Origin of the sequence: Asticcacaulis solisilvae (assembly GCF_052327315.1) — a bacterium.
GTDB lineage: Bacteria > Pseudomonadota > Alphaproteobacteria > Caulobacterales > Caulobacteraceae > Asticcacaulis > Asticcacaulis solisilvae_B.
Map to the genome: position 1 here is coordinate 1004272 of NZ_CP166196.1, position 26421 is coordinate 1030692.

Below are 26421 nucleotides of genomic sequence, written 5' to 3' on the forward strand. Positions count from 1 at the left end.
CGGACTCCCTGTCTCAGGACGCGTGCCGGCGGGTCTTCATGTCGATCAGCCGGCGCATGTTTGCGGTCGAATGGATGACATAAAAGGCCAGGGCGAGGAAGCCGGAACGGTTGAGATCCGCCAGGGTTGCGGCATCGAGTCGCGCACAGGCCTCCTGGCTGACCGAGAAAAAGCCGGTCAGGGCGTGGCGCGCGCCGTCGTCGAGCTGGATTTCGATATTGACCGGCGCCAGCAGGCCCGCGGCGTGAAAGGCGGCGAACATGGCGTCGCTGGCGGCGATGCCGGCATGCAGCGTCCGCAGCGCCTGCAGCACGCGTTCCAGTACCGGCGCATTGCCGCCGTGGGACAGGAACAGGGGCTCGCCGTCATCCCGGCTGATCCGGGGATGACCGGTGTCGACCATGACCATCGAATCCGGCTCGTCGTCCCCCGTATCGCGCAAGCCGATGCTGAAAGGACCGCGTGCCTGGATCGCCGGGACATAGCGGGCGCGCCAGCCCGTCTCGTCGAGGAAAAGGTTCTCGTCGGTCTCAAGACCCAGCAGGGCGAAGGCCTGGAAGCCGCCGTCCTCCGCCTGGCGGAACAGGATCGGGTATTCGCGCTGGACCTCGGCGAATTCGGCCGGCACGACCAGGGCCAGGTTGACCCGGTCGTCCGCGCCGCCCGCCGGCCCGGCGATCAGGCGCAGGTCATGGTGCTCGACATTGTCCAGCCTGACGATCGGGCTCATGCCGCCGTCGTCGGGCAGTACTGTTTCACGAAGGTGTCGTGGGGCATCATCTGGGCCACGGTATGATCGACCGTCTTTTTCAGGCCGTCGAACACTCCGTCCATCTCCTGGCGGGTCATCAGGCCGGCCAGGCGGTGCCAGCCCCGGGGTTCCAGCCTCTGGCCCAGCATGACCTGCGCCCAGGAATCGACGCGGAACAGCTCGCCCGGGCCCTGGTAGGCCGTCGCCGTTTCACGGAACAGGTCGATGCGCGCCTGCAGGTCGTCGGGCACGGACATGGCCGCCCGGTCCTTCCAGAAGGCGCTGTCGGTGCGTTCGTTCAGCTTGTAGTGCAGGATGACGAAGTCGCGGGCATATTCCAGTTCCTTCGACGATACGTCGTTATAGTGGTCGACCTGCGCATCCGTGATGCCGAAGAAGGGGAAGTTCTGCACCAGATGCAGGACGCCGCGCTGGAACAGGTGGATACTGGTCGATTCCAGCGGCTCGACGAAGCTGCTGGCCAGCCCCATGGCGATGCAGTTCTTGTTCCAGAAGGCCTTGCGCCGGCCGGCGCCGTATTTGATGATCCTGGGCTCGTTGAGCATGGGTTCGTCGAGCAGGCCGCGCAGACGCGCCTCGGCCTCGTCGTCCGACAGATAGGCGCTGGAATAGATCATGCCGTTGCCGACGCGGTTCTGCAGCTGGATGCGCCAGCGCCAGCCTTCGCCGTGCGCCGCCGCCTTGGTGTAGGGCGTGACCGGTGTGTCGGCGCGCGTCTGCACCGCCAGCGCCCGGTCGGTCGGCAGCCAGTGGCTCCAGTCCTCCCAGCCGGTCTTCAGGGTCTGTTCGATCAGCAGGCCGCGGAAGCCGGTGCAGTCGATGAACAGGTCGCCTTCGACGACGGCGCCCGACGCCAGGGTCACCGCGGTGATGAAGCCCGTTTCCGGGTTTTGCCGGACGCTTGTGACGTCGCCTTCGATCCGCTTGACGCCGGAGGCTTCGCTTAAGCTCCGCAGGTACTTGCCGTACAGGACGGCGTCGAAATGGTAGGCGTAGTTGATCGGCAGGTTCTTATGGAGCTGGAACTTGCCCGCCAGCCCGGCCTTGGTTTCCAGGCTGTAGTCGTCGAGCGAACCGCCGAAGCCCTGCGATCTTGCCTCGAGCCAGATGTTATGGAAGGGCGCCATCCACGGCGATTTGCCGATCGTGCCGAACGAGTGGAAATAGCGGTCGCCGTCGCGCGCCCAGTTCTCGAACGCGATGCCCGTCTTGAAGGTCGCATTGGTCGCGCGCATGAAGGCCTGTTCGTCTACGCTGATCAGCGTATGAAAGGCCCGGATCGTCGGAATGGTCGCTTCGCCGACGCCGATGATGCCGATATCGGCCGATTCGACCAGGGTAATGTCGAGCATGGGGCCCAGCAGGCGGGACAGGCCGGCGGCGGCGCACCAGCCGGCCGTGCCGCCGCCGACGATGACGACCTTCTTGACCATGTTCATTCGGATTGCTCCTTACGCAGCCACGGCGGCGCGGCTTGTTTTCAGGGTGATCATCCGGCTGAGATTGCCCATGGACGACACGACATGGAAGGCCAGGGCCAGGAAGCCCGCCTGGTTCAGCGCCCGCAGGTGCGCATCGTCGAGGTTGTGCAAGGCTTCGCGGCTGATGGTCAGCATGTCCTTCAGGATGAAGGATTGCGTGTCGTCGATCTTGACCTCGATCTGGACGGGGGCCAGCAGGCCACTGTCCTGGAAGGCGGCGAACATGGCGTCGCTTGCCCGGGCGCCATAATAGACCTGTTCGAGGACCTGGCCGACTTCGTTCAGGGCCGGGCTGTTGCCGCCGTTGGAGAGGAACAGCGCTTCCCCCTCGGTGCGGCTGATGCGGGCGTGGGCGGGATCGACCAGAATCACCGCGTCTGCGTCCTCCGGCAGCGCCTCGCCCGGCGCCGCCTGCGGCTGGCCGATCAGGAACGGACCGACGCGGTGCATGGCGGGGATGTAGCCGGCGTTCCACACATCGCCGTCGAGGAACAGGTTCTCGGCCTTGTCGAAGCCCAGCAGGGCGACAGACTGGAGGCCGCCGCCTTCCGCCTGGCGGAAGAAGATCGGATAATGCCGTTGAATCTCCTGGTATTCGGACGGGTAGACCACGGTCTGGTTGGCGCTGTCGCCGAAGGCCGCTCCGCGGCGCGTGATCAGACGCAGGTCGTGATGTTCGACATTGTTGAGTACGACGTGTTGTCCCAAGGTCTCCGCCCTTATGCTTTTGATTGGCCCCACGATGGTGCGGCAGGGGCAAAAAGGCAAGCCTGACACGTATCGAAGAGGGGACCGGCGCGCGGGATAAATCGTCGCAGCCGGCTCTCATAAAAAAAGAGGGCCGCGGTTGCCCGCGGCCCTCCCTGTCAGATCCAAGCGTAAAGCTTAGAACTTGTAGCGCACGCCGAACTCGTAACGCGAGTCAAGCTCTTGATACATCAGCACGTTGGTCGGAACGCGGATGTACTGCACCAGATGGGCCTTGTTGATGTTCAAGGCTTCGAACGACAGGATGACCTTCGGGGTCACGGTGTAGTTCAGCGAAGCGTCCCACTGGCCGAACGCGGCGACGTAACGGCCACCGTGTTGCGAGGCATTGGCTTGCGCCAGATACTTGTCGCGCCAGTTGTAGACGATACGGCCTTCGAAGCCGTACTTTTCGTAGATACCCGTGATGTTGTAGGTATCCGACAGGCCTTCCAGAGCGAACTGGTCCGGAGCGTTCGGGCCGGGGTCGGCCGCGTTGTCGAGCGCAACGTCACCGTTAACCGTGGTGGCGCTGGCAGCGACGCCGAAGCCGGTGTCACCGAAGAAGTGTTGCAGCGAGAACTCGAAACCGTCGATGTTGGCGGTGTGGTTGTTGACCGGCTGCGACACGGTGAACTGAGCCAGAGGATCATCAGCGGCGCTGCTCACGACCCAGGCCGAGTTACCCCAGAGGGCAGTGGCCAGGGCGTTGGCGTCGGCGTAGACGACGCCATTCGGATCGCGGTGGTGGGTGTAGTTGTCCGTAGCCACGGCAACGTCACCGTTGGCGGCGTTGACCAGGATGGTCATGGCGGACAGGTTGTTATCGCCAACCGTTTCGCCGAGGCCGCGCAGAGCCGTCGCGGCCTTGCCCGAACGCGTGGTGCCCGTGCCCGAAGACGGATCGCGGAGACCGAACAGGTTTTGCTGCGACGTGCCGTTGCCGATGAAGTTCTGAACGGCCTTGCGGTAGTAGCCCAGCGAAACGTAGCTGTTCTTACCGTAGTACCATTCGGCCGAGGCGTCGAAGTTTTCCGAGACCAGCGGCTTCAGCGACGGGTTACCCGAGTTGGCGGTATAGATACCGCCGGCGTTGGCGCCGATCGCGTGACCCGGAGGGCTGACCGAAGTCGTCGCATACAGCGAGCTGTATTGCGGACGGGCGTCGGTGATCGAGAACGACATACGGCCGGTGAGCTGGTCGGTGATGTTCATCGCCAGGTCGAGGCTCGGCAGCAGGTTGGTGTAGTGAGACTTCACCGCGTACGGCTGAACGCCCGTGCCCTGGATGACCGAGAAGTTGTTCTTCTGGTCCCAACGGATGCCGGTCGGGATGTTCTGGTAGGCCGTAACCGTTACGTTGGTGTCTTCGTAACGGACGCCGGCCAGGATCTTGACCGGGCGGCCAACGAGGCTGGACTTCATCGAGAACTGCGCGTAGCCGGCCTTCACGTCTTCTTCCACCTTGTTGTGGGCGAAGCCGTTGGAGTGCGGCGTGTTGGCGCTGCCGTGACCGGCCGGCAAGACGTTCGCGAAGTGCGCGGCGTCGCCGTAATAGGCCTTCAGACCGTTATAGGCGGTGACGGCGTTGTAGCGGTAAGCCGTACCGTCCTGGGTCGGCATGTCGACCGTGGTGAACTGGCAGGCCATGCAGAACGACTTGATGTCCTGCGTGCCGTACTTTTGCACGTCGCCCGGGTTCAGACCGCCCCAGTCGCCGAACTGGGCCTGATAGGCCTGGTACGCCGACTCGTTGACGTTCTTGTAGGTATCCAGGCCGAAGCTCAGCTTGCTGTCGTCGTCAACCTGATAGACGGCGTCGAACTTGGCTTCGTCGATCTTGTCCTTTTGCGAGGAGAAGAACTGGTTGCTGTAGCCCGAGGCCAGCGAGCCGATATCCTGGGCGTGGGTCGGCGAATAGTTCGGATCCAGGCGGTAGTTCTGGATCGGCGCCGCCAGGTTGCCGTAGGTGGTCGAGTTCACGTACACGCCGTTCTGGGCCACGTAGACCTGAGCCGAGCTGACCGTGTCGGACGACGAACCGTCCGCGTTGTTGCCGCCCGACTGGGATTCCGACGACGAGATGTCGAACGTCAGGGTCCAGTGATCGGTCGGCTTGTACTTCACCTTCAGGCCGGTCGATTGCAGGGTGTTCTTGATCGAGCGCAGTTCGTTTTCGTAGCCCTGGTCCTTACCGGTGGTGGGGGACGAAGCGGCTTGCGGAATGCTGTCGGTCACCTTGACGATCGAATCGATGACCGGGTCGCCGTTGAAGGTCACGGCCGCGAAGGGCTGGGCCGAGAACCAGTTGGTCAGTTCCGAGCGGGCTTCCTGTTCGACCACTTGCGAATAGAAGGTATTCGCCGTGACCGTCAGGTTTTCCATCGGCTTCCATTGCAGGACGACTTCGGCGTTGTCACGCTTCACGTCGTCTTCGGCATAGGTCAGACGGCTGTCGGACGGCACCGCGATCAACTGATTCATGTTGGTCGGGGCGTTGGTGATGACCGCCGCCGGGAACGGAGGGTTGGAGCTGGCATTGGCCTTGGCCGCAGCCGAAGCCAGGAACGCGCTGTAGGTTTCGATGTTCCAGTTGTTGACGGTGTCCTGACGCGACGAACCGGTCTTTTCCTGGTGCGAACCGAACAGGGCGACGCCGAACTTGCCGCTGTCGTCGGTCCACTGATACGCGCCCGAGATTTCCGGCGTGATCGACTTCTTCGGCAGAACCGTGCCGAGGCCCGGATGGTCGTTGGTCAGGCCCTTGATCGTGAGGCTGCCGGCCGAACCGGGGTGCAGCAGGGGCTGCAGGGTGACGACGTTGACGGTGGCGCCGATGCCGCCCGAGGCGACGTCCGCGCGGCCGGTCTTGTAGACCTGCACGGCGCCGACACCGTCAGAAGCGATGTTCGAGAAGTCGAAGGCGCGCGAATTGCCCTGGCCGCTGTCAGCGCCCTGGCCGCCGCCGATGACGCCGATACCCGAGGCCGGCATGATGCGGCCGTCGACAGTCGTCGAGTTATAGCCGGGGCCGAAGCCGCGGACCGTCAGTTGCTCGCCTTCACCGTTGACGCGGTTGATCGACACACCGGGGACGCGCTGCAGCGAGTCGGCCAGGTTCGTGTCGGGATACTTGCCCACGTCTTCGGCCGAGATGCCGTCGACGACGCCGTCGGCGTTCTTCTTGATGTTCATCGCGCGTTGCAGCGAGCCACGGAGACCCGTGACGACCACGACGTCGCTGTCGGCCTTGGCCGCGGGCGCCGTCTGCGCGAAGACCGGAGCGGCCATCGTGACCAGAGCCAGGGTCGAAACCCCGGTCAGCACAACGGCACGCACCGACTTCCTTCCATTACGCGTTACTGTATTCATGTCGTTCTCCCAACTTGATTGAAGTCTTTAAACTTCGGCATTGCTGCGTCGGCCACAACGTCGGGGAAAGGCAAGAGCTGCGTACATACAATCAGAGCGCGCACGTAAGGCGAGCGCGTCTGGTCTGTTAAAGATGTGCGCAGGGAAATCCCTTGCGTTCTCCCGTTGGTTCAGATTCAGCCCCCCAAGTATTCAGTGGCCTGATCTGCTTTTTATGTGGTGCCAGCAGGCGTACCATGACAACGCTGTCGACGCTAGATAGCGGTAACAGATTTGACACTTGTTTCGTTCATCCGTTGCAATTTAGACACAAAATGCCAACGGATCAGAGATAGTTGCCTGACTTTATTAATAAAATCGGAATGCCCCTGATGTGCCACTTCCGGCTTCTGCCGGAGATTCGCCACAAAGCCGAAAACTGGCATTTCGCCCATGGAAAGCGCAAGTCATGCGCGGACACACCGATTTTTTATTTCTTTTATAAGTATTTTGAATTTGGTTTCTTTAGGGCCTCAAATACCGCCGTTCGCGATATTTTTGCCGGAAAGTTCAATAAAATCATATGATTTCATTGATGGAAGCGGTTTCACATATGCCCGCTACGGCCTGGCGACCTTCCAATTGACGGAAATTTGAAGTCCGCGTTCCAGTAGTCATACAAATACACGGCGCGCCTGTCCAGCGGTATCATTCCGTGGACGGCCGGTAATTTTGCAACTGCGATGATAGAGGCAACGGGCGGACAGCCTTGCCTTCTGGTATCAAATAACCGTGTATTCGCAGGTATTTTCTGCTGCAATGCGGTGAAATTTCGTCCGGCGAATCACCGCACGCGGGAAATTCCAATAATTCGGAAGTATTTCCGCTGCATTGATATTACAATTAAGCCCGCTGTCCTACTTGCCCTGGCCGGGCGCATAGGGGAAGGCAAGCGATTTGTAATAGTCGAGCGTCTCTTCCGGCTGGGCATAGCCCTTGGGCAGGGGCAGGCCCGACTTGCTCTGGAAATACGCGATCGATGCGTCGCGCCACCATTTGGCCTCGCGCGCCTGGATACGCAGATTGCTCGACACGGCTTCGAAGCGTTGCGAATCGACATAGGGCCGTAAGCTGGCCCAGGTCGCCTGCATGTCGTGGACCTCGTCGACGCCCTGGCTGTAGGTCATGACCAGGTCGTCCCACAGGATATGGCCGTCCTTCATCTTGAACGTCCACGGCACGTGCTGGAACCACAGCAGGTATTTCGGATCGATCGTCTTCGGGTCGGCCCATTGCTTTGCCGCATCCGGCGCGTATTGCGACAGGGCGTCGCTGCCGGTCTTCGTGCGGTCGAAGCCGATGCCGCCCGCATCCGCCTTGGCATAGTAGCATGGGTTCCATTCCGGCCGCGCCAGGTCGCAGACCCAGGGGCCCGGACCATAATGGTGGCCCGTCGCCATCTGGTGATGCAGGCCAAGCGGCGTCATGTATTTCACGACCGTTTCGCGCGACGCCATCATCATGTCGGTGACGGGCTTCACGAAGGCCGGGTCGTTGGAGAAGGTCATGCGCGCCCAGTCCTCGGCGATGGCGCGCGCCGGGGCGTCCGGATTCCACGCCAGACGTCCGAAGCCATACCAGTCGGCCTGGTTGAAGTCCGAGCCCGACCAGTTGCGGTCGGAGCCGATATTGGCCACGCCCGCCATGCCGGTAAGCGCATGGTTGCCGATACCGCCTTCGATGACCTTGGCGACGGTCGTTCCCTTACCCTGGCCGAAAGTATCCGTTTTCAGCGTCTCTTCGTAGAGCGCTGTCGAATAGACGAGGTGCGTCGCCTGGCCGAGATATTCCTTGGTGATCTGGACCTCGAGCATCTCGTTGGTCTTCGGCATGGCGCCGAACAACGGATGGAAGGGCTCGCGCGGCTGGAAATCGATCGGGCCGTTCTTGATTTGCAGCAGGACGTTCGGCGCGAACTGGCCGTCGAGCGGCTGAAATTCGTAGGACGCCTGTTTGGCGCGGTCGCGGGCATCGTGCTCCGAATAGACGAAGGCGCGCCACATGACGATGCCGCCGTGCCGGCCGACGGCTTCGGCCATCATATTGGCGCCGTCGGCGTGGGTGCGATGATAATCGCCTGGACCCGGCTGGCCTTCCGAACTGGCCTTCACAAGAAAGCCGCCGAAGTCCGGGATGGCGGCATAGATTTCGTCGGCCTTTGCCTTCCACCAGGCGCGGACCTCCGGATCGAGCGGGTCGGCCGTCTTCAAATGGCCGATCTCGATCGGCGCCGAAAAGCGCGCCGACAGGTAGACCTTGATGCCGTAGGGCCTGAGCATGTCGGCGACGGCGCGCGTCTTTTCGATATAGGGCGCCGTCAGGCTGTCCGGCTTGGCGTTGACATTGTTGAGCACGACGCCGTTGATGCCGACCGAGGCGTCGGCGCGCGCATAATCTATATAGCGTGCGTCCTTCAGGTCCGGCAGCCGCCACCAGTCCCAGATCGAGCGGCCCGAATAGCCGCGCTCGACCGTGCCGTCGAGATTGTCCCAGTGGTCGAGCACGCGGACCTTGAGCTTCGGCGCGTCGGCGATGTCGAGCGCATCGACCGGCTTGCGCGTTTCGATCAGGCTGAGATAACGGAAGGCGCCGTAAAGCACGCCGGTGTCCGTATTGCCGGCGATGACGGTGACCTTATGACCGCCGACGCTCGTGGTACGGATTACAAAGCCTTCGTCGTTCAGGGCCGCCAGCGGCAGGTTCAGGCTCTTTATAATATCGGATGAGGCTGGCGTGCCGATGACGACGGCGCCGTCCGCGATCTGGCCGGTGGTGACGTCTTCGGCCAGCAGGCCCGACAGGCCGCGCTTCAGCTCCGCCACGGCGGCGGCGATCGTCGCGCTGCCGCCGGCCGCGACGATGGTAGAGGCGTGCGGCCGGTAGGCGGGCAGGGCCGCGGCTTCGACCGGCCGATAGCGCAGCCAGAGGTCATAACCGTCCTCGGCCCGGGCCGTTCCGGCGTTCAGGCCGGCGTTCAGGCCGGCGCTCAGGCACAGGGCAACGCTCGCAGCGGCCATGGGCCGCAACCTGAAACCAGCCATCGTTTCGCTCCCTTAAGCGGTCTGTTATGTCGCGCATCCTGGAAATGCGCTTTGGGGGCTTCTACCAGTTGAACATGGTGCCGTCCTTGAGACGGTTCACCGGCAGGTAGGCGCGCGTGTACGGATAGAGTTTCGCCTTGTCCTCGTCGATGTCGACACCCAGGCCCGGCGCTTCGGAGCAGTACATGAAGCCGCTCTCGAACCGGTAGCTGTTGGGGAAGACCTCGTAGGTAGCGTCGGTATGGCGCATGAATTCCTGGATGCCGAAGTTCGGGATCGACAGGTCGAAGTGCAGGGCGGCGGCCATGGTGACCGGCGACAGGTCGGTGGCGCCGTGGCAGCCGGTACGCACATTGTGCAGGTCGGCCAGCATGGCGACCTTGCGCAGGTGGCTGATGCCGCCCGTGTGCACGATGGTGGCGCGGATATAGTCGATCAGCTGGTTCTGGATCAGGTCCTTGCAGTCCCAGATCGAGTTGAAGATCTCGCCGACGGCCAGCGGCGTCGTCGTATGCTGGCGGATCAGGCGGAAATTGTCCTGGTTTTCCGCCGGCGTCGCGTCCTCGATCCAGAACGGGCGGTAGGGTTCGATGTCGCGGCCCAGGCGCCCGGCCTCGATCGGCGTCAGGCGGTGGTGGACGTCGTGCAGCAGGTGGACCTCGTCGCCCAGGGCGTCGCGCGCCGCGGCGAACAGCTTGGGCACCACGCGCAGGTAAGCGGCCGTGTCCCAGACGTCCTCGGTCGGCAGGTCGCTGTCGGCGGGTTCGTAGAAGGTCTTGTGCTTGGAGACGCCGTAGGTGGCGTCCAGGCCCGGCACGCCGCACTGGATGCGGATGGCCTGGTAGCCTTTTTCCTTATAGTCCAGCGCCGCCTCGATCGTGTCCTCGATCGACTTGCCGTTGGCGTGGCCGTAGACCATGACGGCGTTGCGGCAAGCGCCGCCCAGCAATTGATAGACGGGCAGGCCGGCGATCTTGCCCTTGATGTCCCATAGCGCCATGTCGACGGCGGCGATGGCCGACATGGTCACCGGGCCGCGCCGCCAGTAGGCGCCGCGATACAGGAACTGCCAGATGTCCTCGATCTGGTGGGCGTCGCGGCCGATCAGGCACGGGATGACGTGCTCTTCCAGATAGGCGGCCACGGCCAGCTCACGGCCGTTCAGCGTAGCGTCGCCGATGCCGTAGATGCCCTGGTCGGTCTCGATCTTCAGCGTGACGAAATTCCGGCCGGGACAGGTGACGATGACGCGCGCGGCGGTGATGCGGGCGCGGACGCCGCCCTTGGAAGCGGAATCGCCGGACGCGGAACCGTCGCGTCCGAAGCCATCCTGGCGGCTGGTATCCATCACGCTTTTACTCTCCTTGCAATCATGCCTGCGGCCGTGGGCTGGCGGCCATAGGTCAAACCAATTCAAGATTGGACTGCCACGCGGCGGAATGCAAGCGATTTTGCTCGCCATACCCTGTCGCGGGCGCTTCGTGGGCCATGGGGCCGAATTGGCCACAGTTTAGCGCAGATGTCGCGAAACTGCGAGCCGCAATATCGCCAATTACCCCAGTGAAATGAAGATTAAACGGAAACCATACCGACATAACGGGTATGGCGCGGGCCTAAATTACTTCCGGTGGCAGCCTCCGCTGGTACGACAATTGGCCAGACGCCTGTCTTGTTTTGGGCGTAATCTTGCTCGTCTTTGCGTCAATGGTCTGACCATATCGGGCTGATAGGGCTGGCCATTCCGGTCCCGGCGGATGTGAGCGTTAACTTTGTCCTGTCCTGCGGCGGCGATTTCGGCGGCGGCACGTGTCTTCGCGCCAGTGGTCAGGACATTAGGCTTCCGGCTCCGTATTCGCGAATCCAGTTGAAAGGCGGGGGCGAACCGGCATATTGGTCCCCTGTCATCATTCAGCCAGCCAGCCGATGTCGGAACCCAAGAAACTTTATCGCCAGATCGCAGATTCCATCGCCGCGGACATCGAGTCCGGGCGTTACCAGCCGGGCGACCGCCTGCCGACCGAACGCGACCTGGCCCAGACCTATGGCGTCAGCCGCCCCAGCATGCGAGAAGCCTTGATCGCGCTTGAAATCCGCGGCCTGATCGAAGCCAAGCACGGCGTCGGCATCCTGGTCCTGGAGCCGCCGATGCGCGCGGCCCAGCCGGACGCGGAAATCGGCGCCTTCGAACTGATCGAGGCGCGCCGCCTGTTCGAGGGCGAGGTCGCCGCCATGGCCGCCACCCAGCGTACGGATGAAAATATCGCCGAGCTGGAAGAACTGCTCACCGCCATGGGCGATCCAGACCAGGAAAAGGCGGAAAAGGCCGACCGCGACTTCCATTTCGTCATCGCGCAGTCGACCGGCAACGGCGCCCTGGTGGCCACGGTCGAAACCCTGTGGGACTGGCGCTACCGCTCGCCGTTCGCGCGCAACATCCTGGAACGGGCCGCCGACCTCGGCATGACCGACCGCATTTCCGAGCACCGCGACATTCTCGAGGCGCTCAAGGCCGGTTCGGCGCCCAAGGCCCGCAAGGCCATGCACGCCCATATGGACCGGGTTATCGAGCACCTGCTGCGCGCCACCGAACTGGAGGCGGTCGAAACGGCCAAGAGCCAGTCGAACGCCCAGCGCGCCGCTTTCGCCAACCGGTTCCGGGCGCTGCACCACCCCTGAGGCCGGCGGCAAACTGCTCCGTACCCGGAAGAGTGTGGAGAAAAAAAACCTGTTGTTTACAAATCGGGCGCACCGTCCTCAAGATGAGGATTGTGACAGTTTCATGAGTCTCGATGTGTCGAGACCGGGTGCCCGTAATGGTAAAGGTTATCGCAGTTGCGTCGTATAAAGGCGGTGTCGGGAAATCAACACTGTCGATAAACCTCGCGGCTGCAATACAGGGTCTGGGTCTTCGTACCGCGCTTTTCGACATGGATTGCCAGGAAAGTACACTCGGCTGGTTCGGCCGCCGGGCGCAATCTGACTTGCGCGCCGAGGCGGTCACCGCCGAAGACCTGGGTATCCGCATCGCCGTGGCGGCCATGACCACGGACCTGATCGTCATCGATACGCCGCCGCGCGCCAGCGTCGAGGCCGAAGAAGCCATCGCCCGCGCCGACATCGTCCTGACGCCGTGCCGTCCGTCCCTGCCCGATATCGACGCGCTCCGCCGCACCGCCGCCCTTCTGTCGGAAACCGGGCGTACCGGCTATGTCGTGATCAATGCCGCGCCGCCGACGGCGACCGCCCTGGTCGAGGATGCGCGCGGACGGACCTTGCGCCCCGGCATGCGGCTGGCGCCGGTCGTCCTGCGCCAGCGCTGCGGCTATCGTACCTGTTGGGGCCTGGGGCGCGGGGTGACGGAATTCGAGCCCGGCGGCAAGGCGGCGATGGAGGTCCAAGCCTTGACGGACTTCGTGCTGCATAACCTGGACATCGTCTCGCCGGCCATCCTGCCGATCCTGCACGACGGTGCGCTGTCAGGGTTCGATGCGCACCGTACGGGCGCGGTAATTTAGCGTCACCCGATAGCCCTCAAGGAAGCGCGCGCCGAGCGCCGCCTCGGCCTTCAACGGCGAGGTGCCGAAGGTGCCATAGACGGTCTCGGGGGTTTCCTTGCGGATCGCGCCGACCGCGACGTCCGGCGCCTGGCCGATTTTCACGCCCTGCGCGCCGGCATAGCCGTAGCCTGTGACCGGACGGCCCTGCGCCGCCCAGGTTTCGAGTCCGGCCAGCCTGACGGCGGCGGGCGTCGCCAGCAGGTCGTACATGCCGCCGCTGTCGATCAGCGCCGTCATGCGGTGGCCGGCGATCGTCACCGGCACGGTCGGGATATTGGTGTCCAGCCCCATCGGCAGGTCGCAGGCGCAAGGCTTTGATGTGGCAGCGAAAATCACCTTCTGATTCGGGTAGTCGATGACCAGTATCCGGCCCGCCAGGAAGCTGTAGCCCAGGACGCCCATCAGCGGTTTGCCGTCCGGCCCGACCATGCCCTTCAGCCGGCTGGCCGAGAAATCGATTTTCCGCGAGACAGCGCCGGCCGCAAGGTCCGCCGAGGTGTTGAAGAACTCCACCCGCTCCGTGCCGATGCCCGTGCCCGACCCCGCGCCGGGCTTGAGCGCCAGGCCGAGGCTTCTGGCGTAGTCGAGATCGATGGCGGACGGCGAGGTGCCGTCGTCCAGGTCCATCCACACGGGCGCGGCCCCGTTGACCGACACCTGGACATAGACCATGCCGTCGTGGAAAGCGGCCGGCAGCGCGATATCGGCCTGTTGCGCCGGCGCCGAGGCGCAGGCCGACAGGACGGCCAGGGACAAGACGGCGGCAAGACGCTTCATGCGGCCTCGGCCTCGGCGCGCAGGGCGTAGCGGCGGCAGTGCTCGAGATAGGCGCTTTCGTGGCTGGCCATCAGTTCCACGACCGACGACCACAGCCATGACGGGGCGTCGAGCGTCTTCGACCGCCCGCGGGCCAGGTCGCGGTGCCAGTCGCGGCGCGCGTCCGCATCCATCTGCCGGGCGTGCGCGATGCCGACGACGTTGCCGAGATAGCGCGCCAGGCTGCCGGCCTCGGCCTCGCTGAGCCTTTCGAGGTCGAGCTTCAGGTCCTGGGGCAGCAGTTCGCGCAGGAATACCGACCGGTCGAGCAGGCGGCCGGCCACCATGCGGTCGCCGAGCGCCGGCGACAGGTGCCAGGCGCCGGCCACGACGCGTTCTGCGTTGTCGCGCGGCATGTCGGCGTCGGGATAGCGTGGCGCCAGGGCCTTGGTGGCTTCCTTGATGTCGATCAGGCACATCTGTCCGCCGTTCTCGATGGCGACCAGGGCGGCGTAGCGGACGCGGCCGAGCGAACTGCACCCTTTTACCCAGTAGGCGGCGTCGAGTATCGACAGGCCGGCGTCGTCCTCGCGGCCGCGCAGGGCGGTGACCATGCGCCGCACCTTTTCATCGGCGAACAGGGCGTTGAGGCTTTCGCGCTCGTCGTCGGTGATCGGCCAGAAGTGATTGCCGAGCTTGAGCTGCGGCCGCGCGTCCCCCAGCCGTTCCTCGGCGAGATGTTTCCAGCGGCGGTTGACCGCGCTGGTCAGGGCCGCCTTTACCGCTTCCGGCCGGTCCAGCCGCGTGCCGGCGTCGCCGAAGGCGGCCTGGTAGCCGTCGACCAGGTCTTCCATCATGCGCGCCGTCATGACACCCGGCAGGTCCGAGCCGCGCGCCGCCGAGGCCATGGACAGGCCCAGGCGGATGACGTCGTGGACGGGATTGCCGACGACCGTCTGGTCGAGGTCGCGGATCTGGATGTCGATGCGGCCCTTGGTATTGGCCAGCGGTCCGAGGTTGCCGGAATGGCAATCGCCGCAAATCCATACGGCCGGGCCCTGCGGCAGTTTCAGGCCGCTGGCGCCGTCCAGCCATTCGTAGAATTTCTGCGTCGCGCCCCGCACGAAGGCATGGGGCGAGCGCGCCATCTTGAGGTTGCGCCGTTCGGTCAGCGCGGCGGCGCGTTCGTCGAAATCGCACCAGGTCTTCGGTTTCTTCATTACACATCCCCTGAACAGGGAGCCAATATGAGGATGGCAACCATCAGAAATCGATGCGGAAATCCTGGCGGAGCCTATGGCGCGGATGCGGTGAAGCTGACGTCGGAGCCTTCGTCGTCGTTCGGCCGCAGGTGCAGGATGCCGTTATCGAGGGGAATATCGACGGCGCCGTCCGCGCCTGTGGCCATGTCCTGCTTGAGGGCGACGCCGTCGTCCGATTTCCATTCGACGTGGGCGACGCCCTTGTGCCAGGACGAAACCGTCAGGTTCAGCCGGAAGTCGTGGTCGGGAACGAAGACGCCGTCTTCCGCGTCCAGCGGCGGGTTGCTGTAGGCGAACATCGGCGTGCCGTTATAGGTGACGACGTAATAGTGGGCGGGGACGTTGCTCTCGACCTTGACCTGGGCGATCTTGCCGTCCGGGTCGGCGTCGTTGCGCAGGAAGCAGTCCGGATAGTTCAGGTAAAGCCGTGAAAATTTCGGGAACATGCACATCAGCTCGCCCCGCCCCGCGCCGTCGGGCGCGTTGAACTGTCCGGCGTAGAAGCCCAGCGTGCCCTTGGGCGCTTCCGTCATCTTTACCAAGAAGATCGAGGTGAAGGTGCGGTCGGTCTTGAGCCGGAACATCCGGTTATAGGCAAAGGGCACGGTAAGGATGGGCCGTCCGTCCTCGACATGCCCCTCGGCATGGGTCACGGGCTCCGCCCGCTGGTGGATGATCGGGCTGAGTTCCAGAGGGATGCGCGACAGGGCGGCGGGTGGCGCTGCCTCGGTCTGCGCAATCGCCGGCCCGGCGATGAAGATTGCCGCACCACAGGCCAGGCCGGTCAGTCGTCCGATAATCATGGTCTTCCCCCCGAGGCGATGTCACGCCAGTGGGGGAAGGCTATCGCAAGTCCAGGTCCGCGTCTACTTCCGCACCGGCGCGGGAACAGGCCTGGCCGGCGCGGCGTGCAGGGCCGTCGGCGCGCCCTTCGCCTGGGCTTCGCCCATCAGGGCGCCGCAGTCGGCGTCCTTCTGGCCGCCGCCGTTGATGAAGGGCAGGGCCAGCAGGGGAGCGCTGACGGTCGACAGGATCGCGCCCAGGCCGCCCTGGACCACGGCGGGTCCGGCATTGATGCCGAAGGTCGGCGCGCTCAGGTGGCCGCCGATGATGATCGGCGCGTTGATGCGCACCAGGCGGAACTTCTTGGGCTTGCCCTTGAAGACGAACTTCATGCTTTCGTCGTTGAGATTGACCTGTCCGGAGCCGTTGACCAGCACGACGCCGGTGTCGAACGTGATGTTCTGAGCCTGCATGACGCCGTTGTGGATGTTGAAATCGGCGATGGCGCAGCGGACCGGCGTCTGGTGCGGATCCTTTGACAGGAGCATGAACAGGCCTTTGGTGGCGTCAATGCCCATCAGTTCGGCAAAGCTCTGGCGGATCATGCCGGCGGGCATGACCACGACCATGCGGCCGTCGGCGGAACCGGCCGCCTTGTGCACCGAATCACCGGCGCCGGCGGCCTTGAGCCGCGCGTCGATCACGCCCTCAAGCGGCTTGCCCGCCTGGGTGATGAAGTTCTCGACGTGCAGGCCGGTCACGCGCATGTCGACCGCATTGGTCTGGACCGCGCTGCGGGCATTGATCGCCGCCGTGCCGATCAGGCGCCCCTGCGGGAAACTTATGTCGATAGGGTCGAGCGTCAGCAGGCCGTGGTCGAGCTTGACCCCCAGGCTGACGGCGCGCAGCGGCATGTTGGGTGAGGCGATGACCGACTGGGCGCGGTAGCGGACGCGCGCATCCATGCCGCGGATGCGTTCGGCGTCGAGCGACGCGTCGGGCAGAAGCCGGCGGCCGGTGGTCGCTTCGGGCGAATTGGTCAGCTTCGGCCTGGACGGCGCATTGGCGGCCGTCGCGCCGAACATCGAGCCCAGGTCCTTGAAGTCGAGCCGGGTCGAGGTCAGGTCGCCGGTCAGGTTCGGCCGGCCCGATTTTTCGATATCGACGGTAAGCTTGCCTTCCAGGTCGCTATGGCCGACGCGGCCGTTAATGCGGGTGACGTGATAGGTGCGGTCGTCGCGCGCGATATCGGCCGCGATCGAATAGGCCGGCGTATTGGGCAGGGTCAAGCCGGTCAGGTAGTAGAGGTCTGCCAGGTCGCGGCCCTTGATGGTAACGGCGCCGTCGAGCTGGCCCAGGTTGAACGGGTGCAGCACGCGTCCCTTGGCGGTTATGACCGTGTCGCCGGCCTGGACATGCATGTCGAACGGATAGGGCTGACTGGTGCGCACGTTGAGCAGGGCGCCGCCCGTGGCCTTGAGGTCGAACTTCGCGCCGTTGAGCGTGCCGGCGCCGATCAGGGCGAACGGCTGACCGCCTTTTGCGTCGGCGTTCTCATTGGCGTTGACCGTCGCCGTCATGCGCAGCCTGCGCTGGACGCTGGTCATGGCCAGGTGGCCGTCCTTGATGATGAAGTTCTTGATCGGCGGCAGCTTTGCAGGCTTGCCCGTATCGGTGCCGTCGCTGAAGTCCCAGTTCGCGCGGCCCGCCTTGTCCTGGTACAGCGAGACGACCGGGTGGTCGACCTCCAGCCGCGGCAGGACAACGTGGAAGACGAACAGCGGCAGCAGTTCTGCCTTGACGGTGATGCCGTCGATCTCGGCCATGTTCCCCGTCGGCGCGGCCTTGTCGGCGGCCTGCCAGCCAGGCTGGCCGACCTTGAGGCCGGTGACGGTGGCGGTCGGCGTCCAGCTCAGCAGATGGACCCTGAGGTGGCCGTCGATGCGCACCGGGCGGTGCAACTTGTCGGACATGATCCTGGCCAGGGAGGGGCGGAACCAGTCCCAGTCGAAGATCATCAGGAAGATCAGGATAATGACCAGCAATACCGACAGGATGCCGCCGGCCCAGCGCACCGGCGCCGGCAGTTTCGTCCAGCGGCCTTTCAGCCCGGCCCAGGCCAGGGCGACGCGATGGTGCGGCGCCGGCTGGGTCTCAGGCTGGATTTCGGGTTGGATATCGGGTTGGCTCTCGGATTCTGGCGCGGGCTCCGGCAAAGGCTCGGCCTGGCGCGCCGCGGCCTGACCGGCGATCGCTTCGGAAGTTTCGGCACGGTCCGCGTCGTTCTGGCGCGGCCTGCGGGAAAGGTCATCACTGCTCACGCTTGCCTCCCGGGGCATCGGAAGGCGCAAGGGTGACCCCGGAAGCATCAGGATTCGATCAGAAAAGCGGCCGGCTTTGGTTAAGGTTTACGCCTCGACGCGGGCGGGTCTTTCGCCGCCGAGGTAAACGGTTGCCGACACCACGGCCGCGGTCGTCGTGGCCAGGAACAGGTGCAGCCCGAGAAGCGGAATGGTGATGACGCCGCCTTCCATAAGGCCCCAGCATTCGGTGCAGCTCTGCATGGGCAGGCCCACCACCTCGATGACGCACAGCCAGGGCAGGGCGACGATAAGGGACGAGACCGGGAAGCCCGGGCCGCCGCGTACCTTCAGGGCAAGCCTTGGCAAAAGCGGCGTACAGGCCAGAAGGGCCGTAAGCACGACCACGGACGCCATCGACGCCGGCATATGAAGGGTGGCCGTCGTCAGGGCGATGACACCGGACGCCAGGACGCTCAGGGCCAGGGTCGCCTGCGTCCACCCCGCAAACCCCAGCGGCTGGACGGCGGCCGGGGACAAGGCCCGGCCGGCGACCCGGCTGGCGAAAATAGTAAAGAGGACATGGCCCAGGATCATGGGGCCGAGAATGACGTAATTCGATACGTCCTGGTCTTCGAGGCCTTGGGTGAGCGCCGTCAGCGCAAAGACCGCGCCGATCGTAACGACGGCGAACAGGACGGCGACACCGATGAGCAGCGGGAAGACGCTCCACCACAATTTGACCGGCGCGATGAACATCCGGATACCGTTCCCGAAGCCGGATCTTTGCTCTGTCATCGCCCTTCCCCCTGCGTGTCCGCTCAAGACTGCGCCCGGTCCCAGGCCGCGTCAATAGGCCGGAGACCGGGCGCCCGATGTCACGGGTGCGCCATCAGCACCAGGACCAGCGACAACGACATAATGACCCCCAGCCCCAGAATCGCGACGAATTTGGCAAGCATTCGCGCCTCCATTGAAGATGCAGCGGATGGAGAAGGCCCCGCCGTTACACGGGGCCTTCACGGGACTTACCAGTTGTTGTCGCGGCTGTAGTGCCGGTCGCGGTCATAGCTGTTGTAGTGGCGGTCATAGCGGTTGTCGTAACGGTCGTAGCCGCTGTTATAGCCGTTGTCGTAGCGGTAGCCGGAATCCCGGTAGGAATAGCTGCGGTCGTAGCGGTTGTCGTAGCCGTAGCACTTGGTCGAATCCTTGCCGATGCTGGATCCGACAACGCCGCCGAGAACCGCGCCCAGCAAGGTGCCGGCGCCCCGGCTGTGGCCGGACATGCTGTTGCCCAGGGCCGCGCCGGCGACGGCGCCGACGACGGCGCCCGTCGTCTGGTTGTCCTTGGCGCGGCTGTAGCAGCTTTCGGCCGAAGCCAGGCCCGGCAGGGTGAGGGCGGCGGCGGCCGTGACGACGGCGGCTATCGAAGCGGTCTTGGTGAGGGTCTTCATGGTGGTCACTCCTTGAACTTCGGCCATGTGCCGATCTTGGGAACCACCTTAAGCCTTCGTACCTGAACGCAGTTTGAGCGCGGCGTTCATCTCCATTCACCTGAATTTTACGCGTTATAGTCGTGTTAACACATCCTGTGCTATCGTTTGCATAACGGTTCTCGAACCGCCAGGCGCCGTCCCAACGTTTCCTCCGCGTCGCTGTCTCCCTCCTGGCCGCCTGTTTGGGCGGCCTTTTCTTTTTCGCGCCAGTTATTTTTCGCGCCAGTTCTTTTTGGTGCCAGGCGCCCGGATGCCCTGGAAGGGTTCCGTAACGGGTTTCGGCTACCAAAGGGACGGGGAGGCGACCGGTATGGCTTTCGGAAACAGGCGGCTCGGGACGCACGGCACAGGCCTTGCCGCCATCGTGGCCGCCCTGGGTCTCGGTTTCGCCGGGGCTGTGTCCTGGCAGGTCTTGACCGGGCATGGACAAAAGGCGCCGGATAGCGGGGCCGCTCCGGAAACGCCCGCCATCGTCGTCGACGACAGCGCCCTGAAAGCTTTTCCCAATACCACGGTCACCTATTACGACGTGCCGGGAACCGACACGGCCGCCATCGTCGCCTATATCGGCGCGCATGGTCCCGTCGATTCGAACGATCATACGGTCGGCTCCGCCCGGACTCACTGGCAGATCCGCTGGCGCTGGCGGCAGGGCTCGGCGGCCTGCGACAAGGATCATGTCGAGGTGACCTTCAGGGGCGAGGTGCTGCTGCCCCGGCTGGTCGACGCCACCCGGCTGCGGCCCGACGATGCGAAGGCGTGGCAGCGCTTTTACGACGCCCTGGTGGTCCACGAAGCCGGCCATCTGCGTCACGCCTATCAGCATATCGGCAATGTCGCCGCCGCGATCCGGTCGGCGACCTGCGAAAATGCCCCGGCCGCCGCCGGGGCCGCGACCCAGGCGCTGGCGGATTACGATGCGGCCTATGACCGCGAAACCCGCCACGGTTATCTGCAGGGTGTGCGCGCTCCGGGGCTATAGCGCCGGCGGAAAAGTACCGGCCGATCATCCTTGTTGTGATGGATGACAAGGACTACACCATGACCATGAAAGCCAGCTGCCTCGCCCTGCTTGTGATGACCCTGTGCGCCTGCGGAGGCGGCAGCGGCGGCGCTTCGGCCGGGACGGCGTCGTCCTCTTCCGCTTCGTCATCCTCGTCCGCTTCGTCATCCGTCGCCGCCGGCTATGCCTATGGCGCCGATGTCGGCTGGGTGACGCAGGAGGAAAGCCTCGGTTTCGCCTTCAATGACGCCACCGGCGCCAAGGCCGATCCGTTCGACCTGCTGAAAGGTTACGGCGTCAATGCCATCCGCCTGCGCGTCTGGGTCAATCCGACCGGTGGCTGGAACGGCCGCGACGACACCCTGGCCAAGGCGTTGCGTGCCAGGGCGAACGGCCAGAAGATCATGATCGACTTCCATTACAGCGACGACTGGGCCGATCCCGGTAAGCAGGTCAAGCCGGCCGCCTGGGCGTCGGACAGCGTCGACCAGCTCAAGGCCGATGTCTACGCCCACACCCATGATACGCTCGCCTACCTGAAGGCGAACGGCGTCGACGTCGCCTGGGTTCAGGTCGGCAACGAGATCACCAACGGCCTGCTATGGCCGGAAGGCAAGACAGATCATTTCGACAATCTGGCCGCCTTCACCAATTCCGGCTACGACGCGGTCAAGTCGGTCTATCCCGACGCCGCCGTCATCATCCATATCGACAACGGCTGGGACACGGCCAAGGCGGAATGGTGGTTCGACAATTACGCCGCCCAGGGCGGCAAGGTCGACATCATCGGCTTTTCCTATTATCCGGCCTATACGCCGTCCAAGGACTGGCGCACCGAGGCGCCGAAGATCAGCGCCACCATGACCGACATGGTCAGCCGCTATCACAAGCCGGTCATGGTCGTCGAAACCGGCTTCCAGTACGACCAGCCTGCCGAAGCCAAGGCCATGCTGGCCGACCTGATCCAGCGAAATCAGGCGCTTGGAGACATGGGGCTGGGCGTCTTCTACTGGGAGCCCGACACCATCGTGTCCTGGACGCATTACCAGCTTGGGGCGATGGACAGTGCCAACCGCTTCACCGCCGCCATGGAGGCCTTCCGCCACCCGTAAGGTTCGCGTGTAAAGTGTGACAAGATTGTCACTTGTAATATTTGTAATACAAACTGCGGCGGAACGGGGTTACGCCACGCATCCCTTTTTCTGAGGCGCCTGGATCGCTTCGATAACAGGAAAAAGGGAACAACATGGGACACAAAGGGACTTTACGGCTGGCGCTCCTGGCGTCGGCAGCGACGATTGCGGTATCCGGCGCGGCCTTCGCGCAGACCGATACGGGCACGGGCGCCAAGACCAATTCCGACGTGGTCGTCGTCACCGGCATGCGCAAGTCGATGCGCGACGCGCTGGCGACCAAGCGCGCCGAACCGGGCGTCGTCGAAGTGGTGTCGTCCAAGGATATCGGCGTGCTGCCCGACGTGACGATCGCTGAAACCCTGGCGCGCCTGCCGGGCCTGAACACGACGCGCGACCGCGGCAATGACAGCCAGGCGGCGATCCGGGGCCTGGGCCCGCGCATGGTGCTGGGCCTGATCAACGGCCGCGAAATGGCCTCGTCCGAACCCGACCGCAACGTGCGCTGGGAAATCTTCCCCTCGGAAGTCGTGTCGGGCGTCGAGGTCTACAAGTCTTCGGAAGCGCGCCTGGTTTCGGGCGGTGTCTCGGGCACGGTCGACATCCAGACCATCCGCCCGCTCGACTATCGCGGCCCGTCCCTGACCCTGCGCGCCGGCCTGGTGTCCTATGACGGGGGCTCCAGCCTGCCCAATTACGACACCATGGGCTATCGCGCCTCGGGCGCCTATGTCACCAAGCTGACGCCGACCCTGGGCTGGGTGGTCGCGGCCTCGATCCAGAAGCAGAAGAACGGCTATGAAAACGTCATGGGCGGCGGCTGGAACAACCAGGCGCCGGGTCCGGTGGTGCCGGGCGGCTCCGACGTACAGAACCCGTGGGGCGCGTCGTTCGAGGAAAAGGCCATCGACACCGAGCGTTCATCCATCTCGTCCTCGCTGCAATGGAAGCCGACGGACAGCTTCGAAGGCCGCTTCGACATCCTGAAGAGCGACATCGATATCGAGGAAAACGGCGACGGCGGCTGGTATACCGACTGGGGCAACTGGGGCGGCTATGAGACCGGCACCGCGACCAATCCGGGCTTTACCAACAACGTGATCCAGAACGGCGCCCTGGTGGCGACCCAGATGACGTTCGATTCGACCTACCATCCGTACGTTTCCAAATACAGCCAGATCATGAAGCTGCTGGCCACCGGGCTGAACGGCAAGTGGCGGACCGGCGACTGGACGGTCACGGCCGACGCCGCCTGGTCGCAGGCCGAACGCTACGGTGTCTGGAAGGCCGTGGAAATGTGGAACAATGCCGGCAAGGGGTCGTACGACTATCGCGGGTCGCACCCGTCGGTCACCGTGCAGACCAGCGCCTGGGATGCCGCCCAGGCCGGGCAACTGTTCGCCAATACCGGCCAGGCCGATGTCAGCCACCTGAAGGATACGCTGGGCACGGCGAACCTCGACTTCGACCGTCATCTCAACGGCACCTTCTGGAGCAGCCTGAAGTTCGGCGCCCGCCTATCGGACCGCACCAAGCTCGACACCGAGCCGACGACGGTGGCGCGTGTCGATCCGCTAAGCTGGACTGCGCCGGTCAGCGCATCGCTGCTGACGCCGTGGAACTACAAGAACTTCACCGTCCCGACCTTCGTGGCGGGCGACTTCGACACCCTGGCCAAGGCGGTCTACGGCACGGCGGGTGCGGCGGCGATCAATCCGGACTTCAAGCACCAGGCCTTCGTATCGAAGGTGCATGAACAGGTCGCGGAAGCCTATGTCGAAAGCACCTATGCCTCGACCTTCGCCGGCAAGCCGGTCGACGGCAATGTCGGCGTGCGCGTCGTCAGCGTGAAGTCGGACAGCACCGGACCCAGCAACGGCACCAATGTCACGGTCGGCAACAGCTACACCAAGGTGCTGCCCAGCGCGCTCGCGCGGTTCACCGTCAATGACGGCGCCTACCTGAAGCTCGGCGTTTCGGAAACCCTGTCGCGTCCGCCGCTCAACGACCTGCGCGTCGACCGCTCGTACAATGTCACGACCGTTCCCTATTCGGGCGGCGGCGGCAACCCGCTGCTCAAGCCCTATCTGGCGGATCAGGTCGACGTGTCGTACGAGAACTATTTCCGCAAGGACGGCCTGTTCGCCGTGGCGGCCTTCGCCAAGAACATCCATAACTATATCGGCTACGACACGCGCAACATCGTGCCGACCGGCGTGGTCATTCCGGGGCCGCAGACCACGATTCCGTTCACCTCGCCCTATAATCGCGACAAGAACGGGACGCTGGCCGGCCTGGAAATCACCTACCAGACGCCCTTCTACTTCGTGCCCATGCTGGAAAAGTTCGGCGTCTATTCGAACATCGCCTTCACGGCGTCGAACATCCACGAAAGCAGCCCGTCGGATAATCCCTATCCGATGAACGGCGTGGCCAAGACCACGGCGACGCTGGACCTGTGGTACGCCGACGACCGCTTCGAGTCCCGCCTGGGCTTCAAGTACCATACGCCGTTCACGCTGCTCTACACCTGGTCGTCGAGCGCGCTTACGGCGGTGCGTTCGGAGCTGACGCTCGACTACAGCGCCAGCTACAAGATCAATGACCAGATCAGCGTCCGCTTCCAGGCGGGCAACCTGCTGAACACGCCGCTGCGCTCATACGTCAACAACAACCCCAGCGAGATCGAGCGCACCGACTATTACGGCCGCCGCTTCCTGGTCGACCTGACCATGAAGTACTGACCTTTTAAAGACATTGTTGCGGAGCGGGCGGGGGCGGCCGTCCGCAGCGATGAGGGGCGGGGCCTTCGGGCCCTGTTCCGACGTGTAGGGTTTTCCCAAGGCATCCGCTGCGTTCTGGGCGATGCCTTATCCTGGGCGGCCGGTCTCCGGCCGCCCCTTTTTGTGCCGAAACGGCGCGTGCCCAAAAAAAGTTTGCCATGCCAGGGATCATCTGACCATCCTTTGCCAAAGGTAAGGCCAACAGGTCACCGGAGGAACAGGATGGACACACCCGATAGCGCGCGCCGCTCGCTGCTGATGGCGGCAGGCCTCGGCACCCTGATGGCCAGCCCGGCCGCGGCCCTGGCCGAAACCCTGGCGCCCCAGCCCGACGAAACGCCGAAATACCATGTGCGCTTTGCCGTCTGCGGTATGAGCCACGACCATATTCACGGCATGATCGGCGCCATGCAGCGTGGTGGCGGCGAACTGGTGGCCGCCTGGGGGCTGGAGCCCGACAAGCTGGCCGTCTTCGCCAAGCGCTATCCCGGCGTGAAACTCGTGAAGACGCAGGACGAAATCCTGGACGATCCCTCGGTGCAACTGGTCCTGACCTCGCATATCGCCAATGAACGTGCGGGCATAGGCGTGCGCGCCATGAAAAACGGCAAGGACGTCCTGTCCGACAAGCCGGGCGTCACCACGCTGGAAGACCTGGCCCTGGTGCGGCAGACGATCAGGGAGACGGGCCGCATCTACGGCATCCTCTATTCGGAACGCCTGGAGGTGAAGGCGGCGGTCCACGCCGGCGAGCTGATCAAACAGGGGGCCATCGGCAAGGTCATCCAGACAATCAATATCGCCCCGCACCAGATCTATCAGTCGGGCGGCGACGCCGGCGGCAGCGGCGGGCGTCCGGACTGGTTCTGGAACGACGCGCAGTTCGGCGGCATCCTGTGCGACATCGGCTCGCACCAGATCGACCAGTTCCTGTACTATACGGGCTCGCGCTCGGCCGAGATCGTGGCGTCGCAGGTCGCCAATATCCGCCATCCCGACCGTCCGCACTTCCAGGACTTCGGCGACATGACGCTGCGTGGCGACCATGGCTTCGGCTATGTGCGGCTCGATTGGTTCACGCCGAAAGGATTAGGGACGTGGGGCGACGGGCGGCTCTTCATCCTGGGCACGGACGGCTATATGGAGGCGCGCAAATACACCAATGTCGCCGTGTCCAGCCAGGGCAACAACCTGTTCGTCGTCAATGGTGACAGCGCCCGCTATATCGACTGTTCGAACGGACCGCTGCCCTTCGGTCCGCAGTTCATCGCCGACATCGTCAACCGCACTCACACCGCCCAGGACCAGGACATGGCGCTGCTGGCGGCCGAGCTTGCCATAACCGCGCAAAAGACCGCCAAGCGCGCCGTCATCGCCTGAAGGAGACTGCCATGATCACCCGACGCGACATCACCATTGCCATGAGCTCGGTCGCCGCGACCCTGGTCGTCGTCGCCGTGGCCGCCTTTGCCCAGACGCATCCGCCGACCGCACCTATCCTCGGGCCGGCGACCTTCGACTGGGACAAGATGACGGCGACCAAGACCGATACGGGTGAGGTGCGCTCGCTCTATCGCGGGCCGACGGCGACGCTGGACGAGCTGGAAATGCACGTGACGACGCTCAATCCGGGGAACACCTCGCACCCGCCCCACCAGCACGTCAACGAAGAGCTGGTCATCATCCGCGAAGGCACGGTCGAGACCCTGTCGAACGGCAAATGGGTGCGCCTGGGCCCGGGCTCGGTGATCTTCAACGCGTCGAACAGCCTGCACGGCCTGCGCAATGTCGGCACGACGCCGGCGGTCTACCACGTCGTCAACTGGAGCCCGAACAAGGCGGTGGCGCCGTAGCGATTGACAGTGACAGCGAACCGTCCTTCGGTGAGTGCCGAGG

19 protein-coding genes are annotated in these 26421 nt (G+C 64.2%); 7 read left to right on the forward strand and 12 right to left on the reverse strand.

The genetic code is table 11. The features are described 5' to 3' along the window. Positions 1 to 13 precede the first annotated feature (13 nt). The 6 genes from AB8717_RS04755 to manD all read right to left on the reverse strand — a co-directional run bounded on the left by AB8717_RS04755 (position 14) and on the right by manD (position 10803). A complete protein-coding gene (locus AB8717_RS04755) occupies positions 14 to 730 on the reverse strand; it encodes a SapC family protein (RefSeq protein ID WP_443749883.1) in 717 nt (238 codons plus the stop codon). After that, positions 727 to 2217, reverse strand: a complete 1491-nt coding sequence (locus tag AB8717_RS04760; RefSeq protein WP_443750856.1) for a tryptophan halogenase family protein — start codon at positions 2215 to 2217, stop codon at positions 727 to 729. The genes AB8717_RS04755 and AB8717_RS04760 overlap by 4 nt, the downstream gene beginning before the upstream one ends. Before the next feature lie 6 nt (positions 2218 to 2223). Then, positions 2224 to 2961, reverse strand: a complete 738-nt coding sequence (locus tag AB8717_RS04765) for a SapC family protein (protein ID WP_443749884.1) — start codon at positions 2959 to 2961, stop codon at positions 2224 to 2226. A 177-nt stretch (positions 2962 to 3138) separates the two neighbouring features. Then, on the reverse strand, positions 3139 to 6372 hold the full coding sequence (locus AB8717_RS04770; RefSeq protein WP_443749885.1) for a TonB-dependent receptor: 3234 nt from the start codon (positions 6370 to 6372) through the stop codon (positions 3139 to 3141). Positions 6373 to 7268: 896 nt separating this feature from the next. Beyond that, positions 7269 to 9428: an alpha-glucuronidase family glycosyl hydrolase gene (locus AB8717_RS04775; RefSeq protein WP_443749886.1), complete on the reverse strand. Its 2160-nt coding sequence runs from the start codon at positions 9426 to 9428 to the stop codon at positions 7269 to 7271. A gap of 85 nt (positions 9429 to 9513) precedes the next feature. Continuing rightward, a complete protein-coding gene (manD, locus tag AB8717_RS04780; RefSeq protein WP_443749887.1) occupies positions 9514 to 10803 on the reverse strand; it encodes a D-mannonate dehydratase ManD in 1290 nt (429 codons plus the stop codon). Positions 10804 to 11375: 572 nt separating this feature from the next. Here manD and AB8717_RS04785 point away from each other — a divergent pair. Together AB8717_RS04785 and AB8717_RS04790 are read left to right on the forward strand one after the other, a co-directional pair. After that, positions 11376 to 12128: a FadR/GntR family transcriptional regulator gene (locus tag AB8717_RS04785; protein ID WP_443749888.1), complete on the forward strand. Its 753-nt coding sequence runs from the start codon at positions 11376 to 11378 to the stop codon at positions 12126 to 12128. 137 nt (positions 12129 to 12265) lie between these two features. After that, entirely contained in the window at positions 12266 to 12967 is a 702-nt protein-coding gene (locus AB8717_RS04790) for an AAA family ATPase (RefSeq protein ID WP_443749889.1), read from the forward strand. Here the strand turns inward: AB8717_RS04790 and AB8717_RS04795 are convergent. From AB8717_RS04795 to AB8717_RS04820, 6 genes are all read right to left on the reverse strand, one after another. Further along, positions 12929 to 13786, reverse strand: a complete 858-nt coding sequence (locus AB8717_RS04795; protein ID WP_443749890.1) for an aspartyl protease family protein — start codon at positions 13784 to 13786, stop codon at positions 12929 to 12931. The two genes, AB8717_RS04790 and AB8717_RS04795, sit on opposite strands and share 39 nt — an antisense overlap. Further along, positions 13783 to 14985, reverse strand: a complete 1203-nt coding sequence (locus AB8717_RS04800) for a DUF2252 family protein (protein ID WP_443749891.1) — start codon at positions 14983 to 14985, stop codon at positions 13783 to 13785. The genes AB8717_RS04795 and AB8717_RS04800 overlap by 4 nt, the downstream gene beginning before the upstream one ends. Positions 14986 to 15059: 74 nt before the next feature. Next, positions 15060 to 15830 (reverse strand): hypothetical protein, encoded by a 771-nt coding sequence (locus AB8717_RS04805; protein ID WP_443749892.1) that lies wholly within the window; start codon positions 15828 to 15830, stop codon positions 15060 to 15062. 63 nt (positions 15831 to 15893) lie between these two features. After that, positions 15894 to 18131, reverse strand: a complete 2238-nt coding sequence (locus tag AB8717_RS04810) for an AsmA family protein (protein WP_443749893.1) — start codon at positions 18129 to 18131, stop codon at positions 15894 to 15896. A gap of 87 nt (positions 18132 to 18218) precedes the next feature. Beyond that, complete coding sequence (locus tag AB8717_RS04815) at positions 18219 to 18908, reverse strand: hypothetical protein (RefSeq protein WP_443749894.1); 690 nt, start codon at positions 18906 to 18908, stop codon at positions 18219 to 18221. A gap of 230 nt (positions 18909 to 19138) precedes the next feature. Beyond that, entirely contained in the window at positions 19139 to 19591 is a 453-nt protein-coding gene (locus AB8717_RS04820) for a glycine zipper 2TM domain-containing protein (RefSeq protein WP_443749895.1), read from the reverse strand. A 325-nt stretch (positions 19592 to 19916) separates the two neighbouring features. On the opposite strand from AB8717_RS04820, the gene AB8717_RS04825 reads away from it, so the two are divergent. From AB8717_RS04825 to AB8717_RS04845, 5 genes are all read left to right on the forward strand, one after another. Then, positions 19917 to 20588 carry a DUF922 domain-containing protein gene (locus AB8717_RS04825; protein ID WP_443749896.1) on the forward strand — a complete coding sequence of 224 codons (672 nt, stop codon included), beginning with the start codon at positions 19917 to 19919 and terminating at the stop codon, positions 20586 to 20588. A 59-nt stretch (positions 20589 to 20647) separates the two neighbouring features. Then, positions 20648 to 21721, forward strand: coding sequence for a glycoside hydrolase family 53 protein (locus AB8717_RS04830; RefSeq protein ID WP_443749897.1), 1074 nt, complete (start codon positions 20648 to 20650; stop codon positions 21719 to 21721). A 134-nt stretch (positions 21722 to 21855) separates the two neighbouring features. After that, on the forward strand, positions 21856 to 24486 hold the full coding sequence (locus AB8717_RS04835; protein ID WP_443749898.1) for a TonB-dependent receptor: 2631 nt from the start codon (positions 21856 to 21858) through the stop codon (positions 24484 to 24486). Positions 24487 to 24747: 261 nt separating this feature from the next. Continuing rightward, positions 24748 to 25905 (forward strand): Gfo/Idh/MocA family protein, encoded by a 1158-nt coding sequence (locus AB8717_RS04840; RefSeq protein ID WP_443749899.1) that lies wholly within the window; start codon positions 24748 to 24750, stop codon positions 25903 to 25905. A gap of 11 nt (positions 25906 to 25916) precedes the next feature. After that, complete coding sequence (locus AB8717_RS04845; protein ID WP_443749900.1) at positions 25917 to 26378, forward strand: cupin domain-containing protein; 462 nt, start codon at positions 25917 to 25919, stop codon at positions 26376 to 26378. Positions 26379 to 26421: the final 43 nt, after the last annotated feature.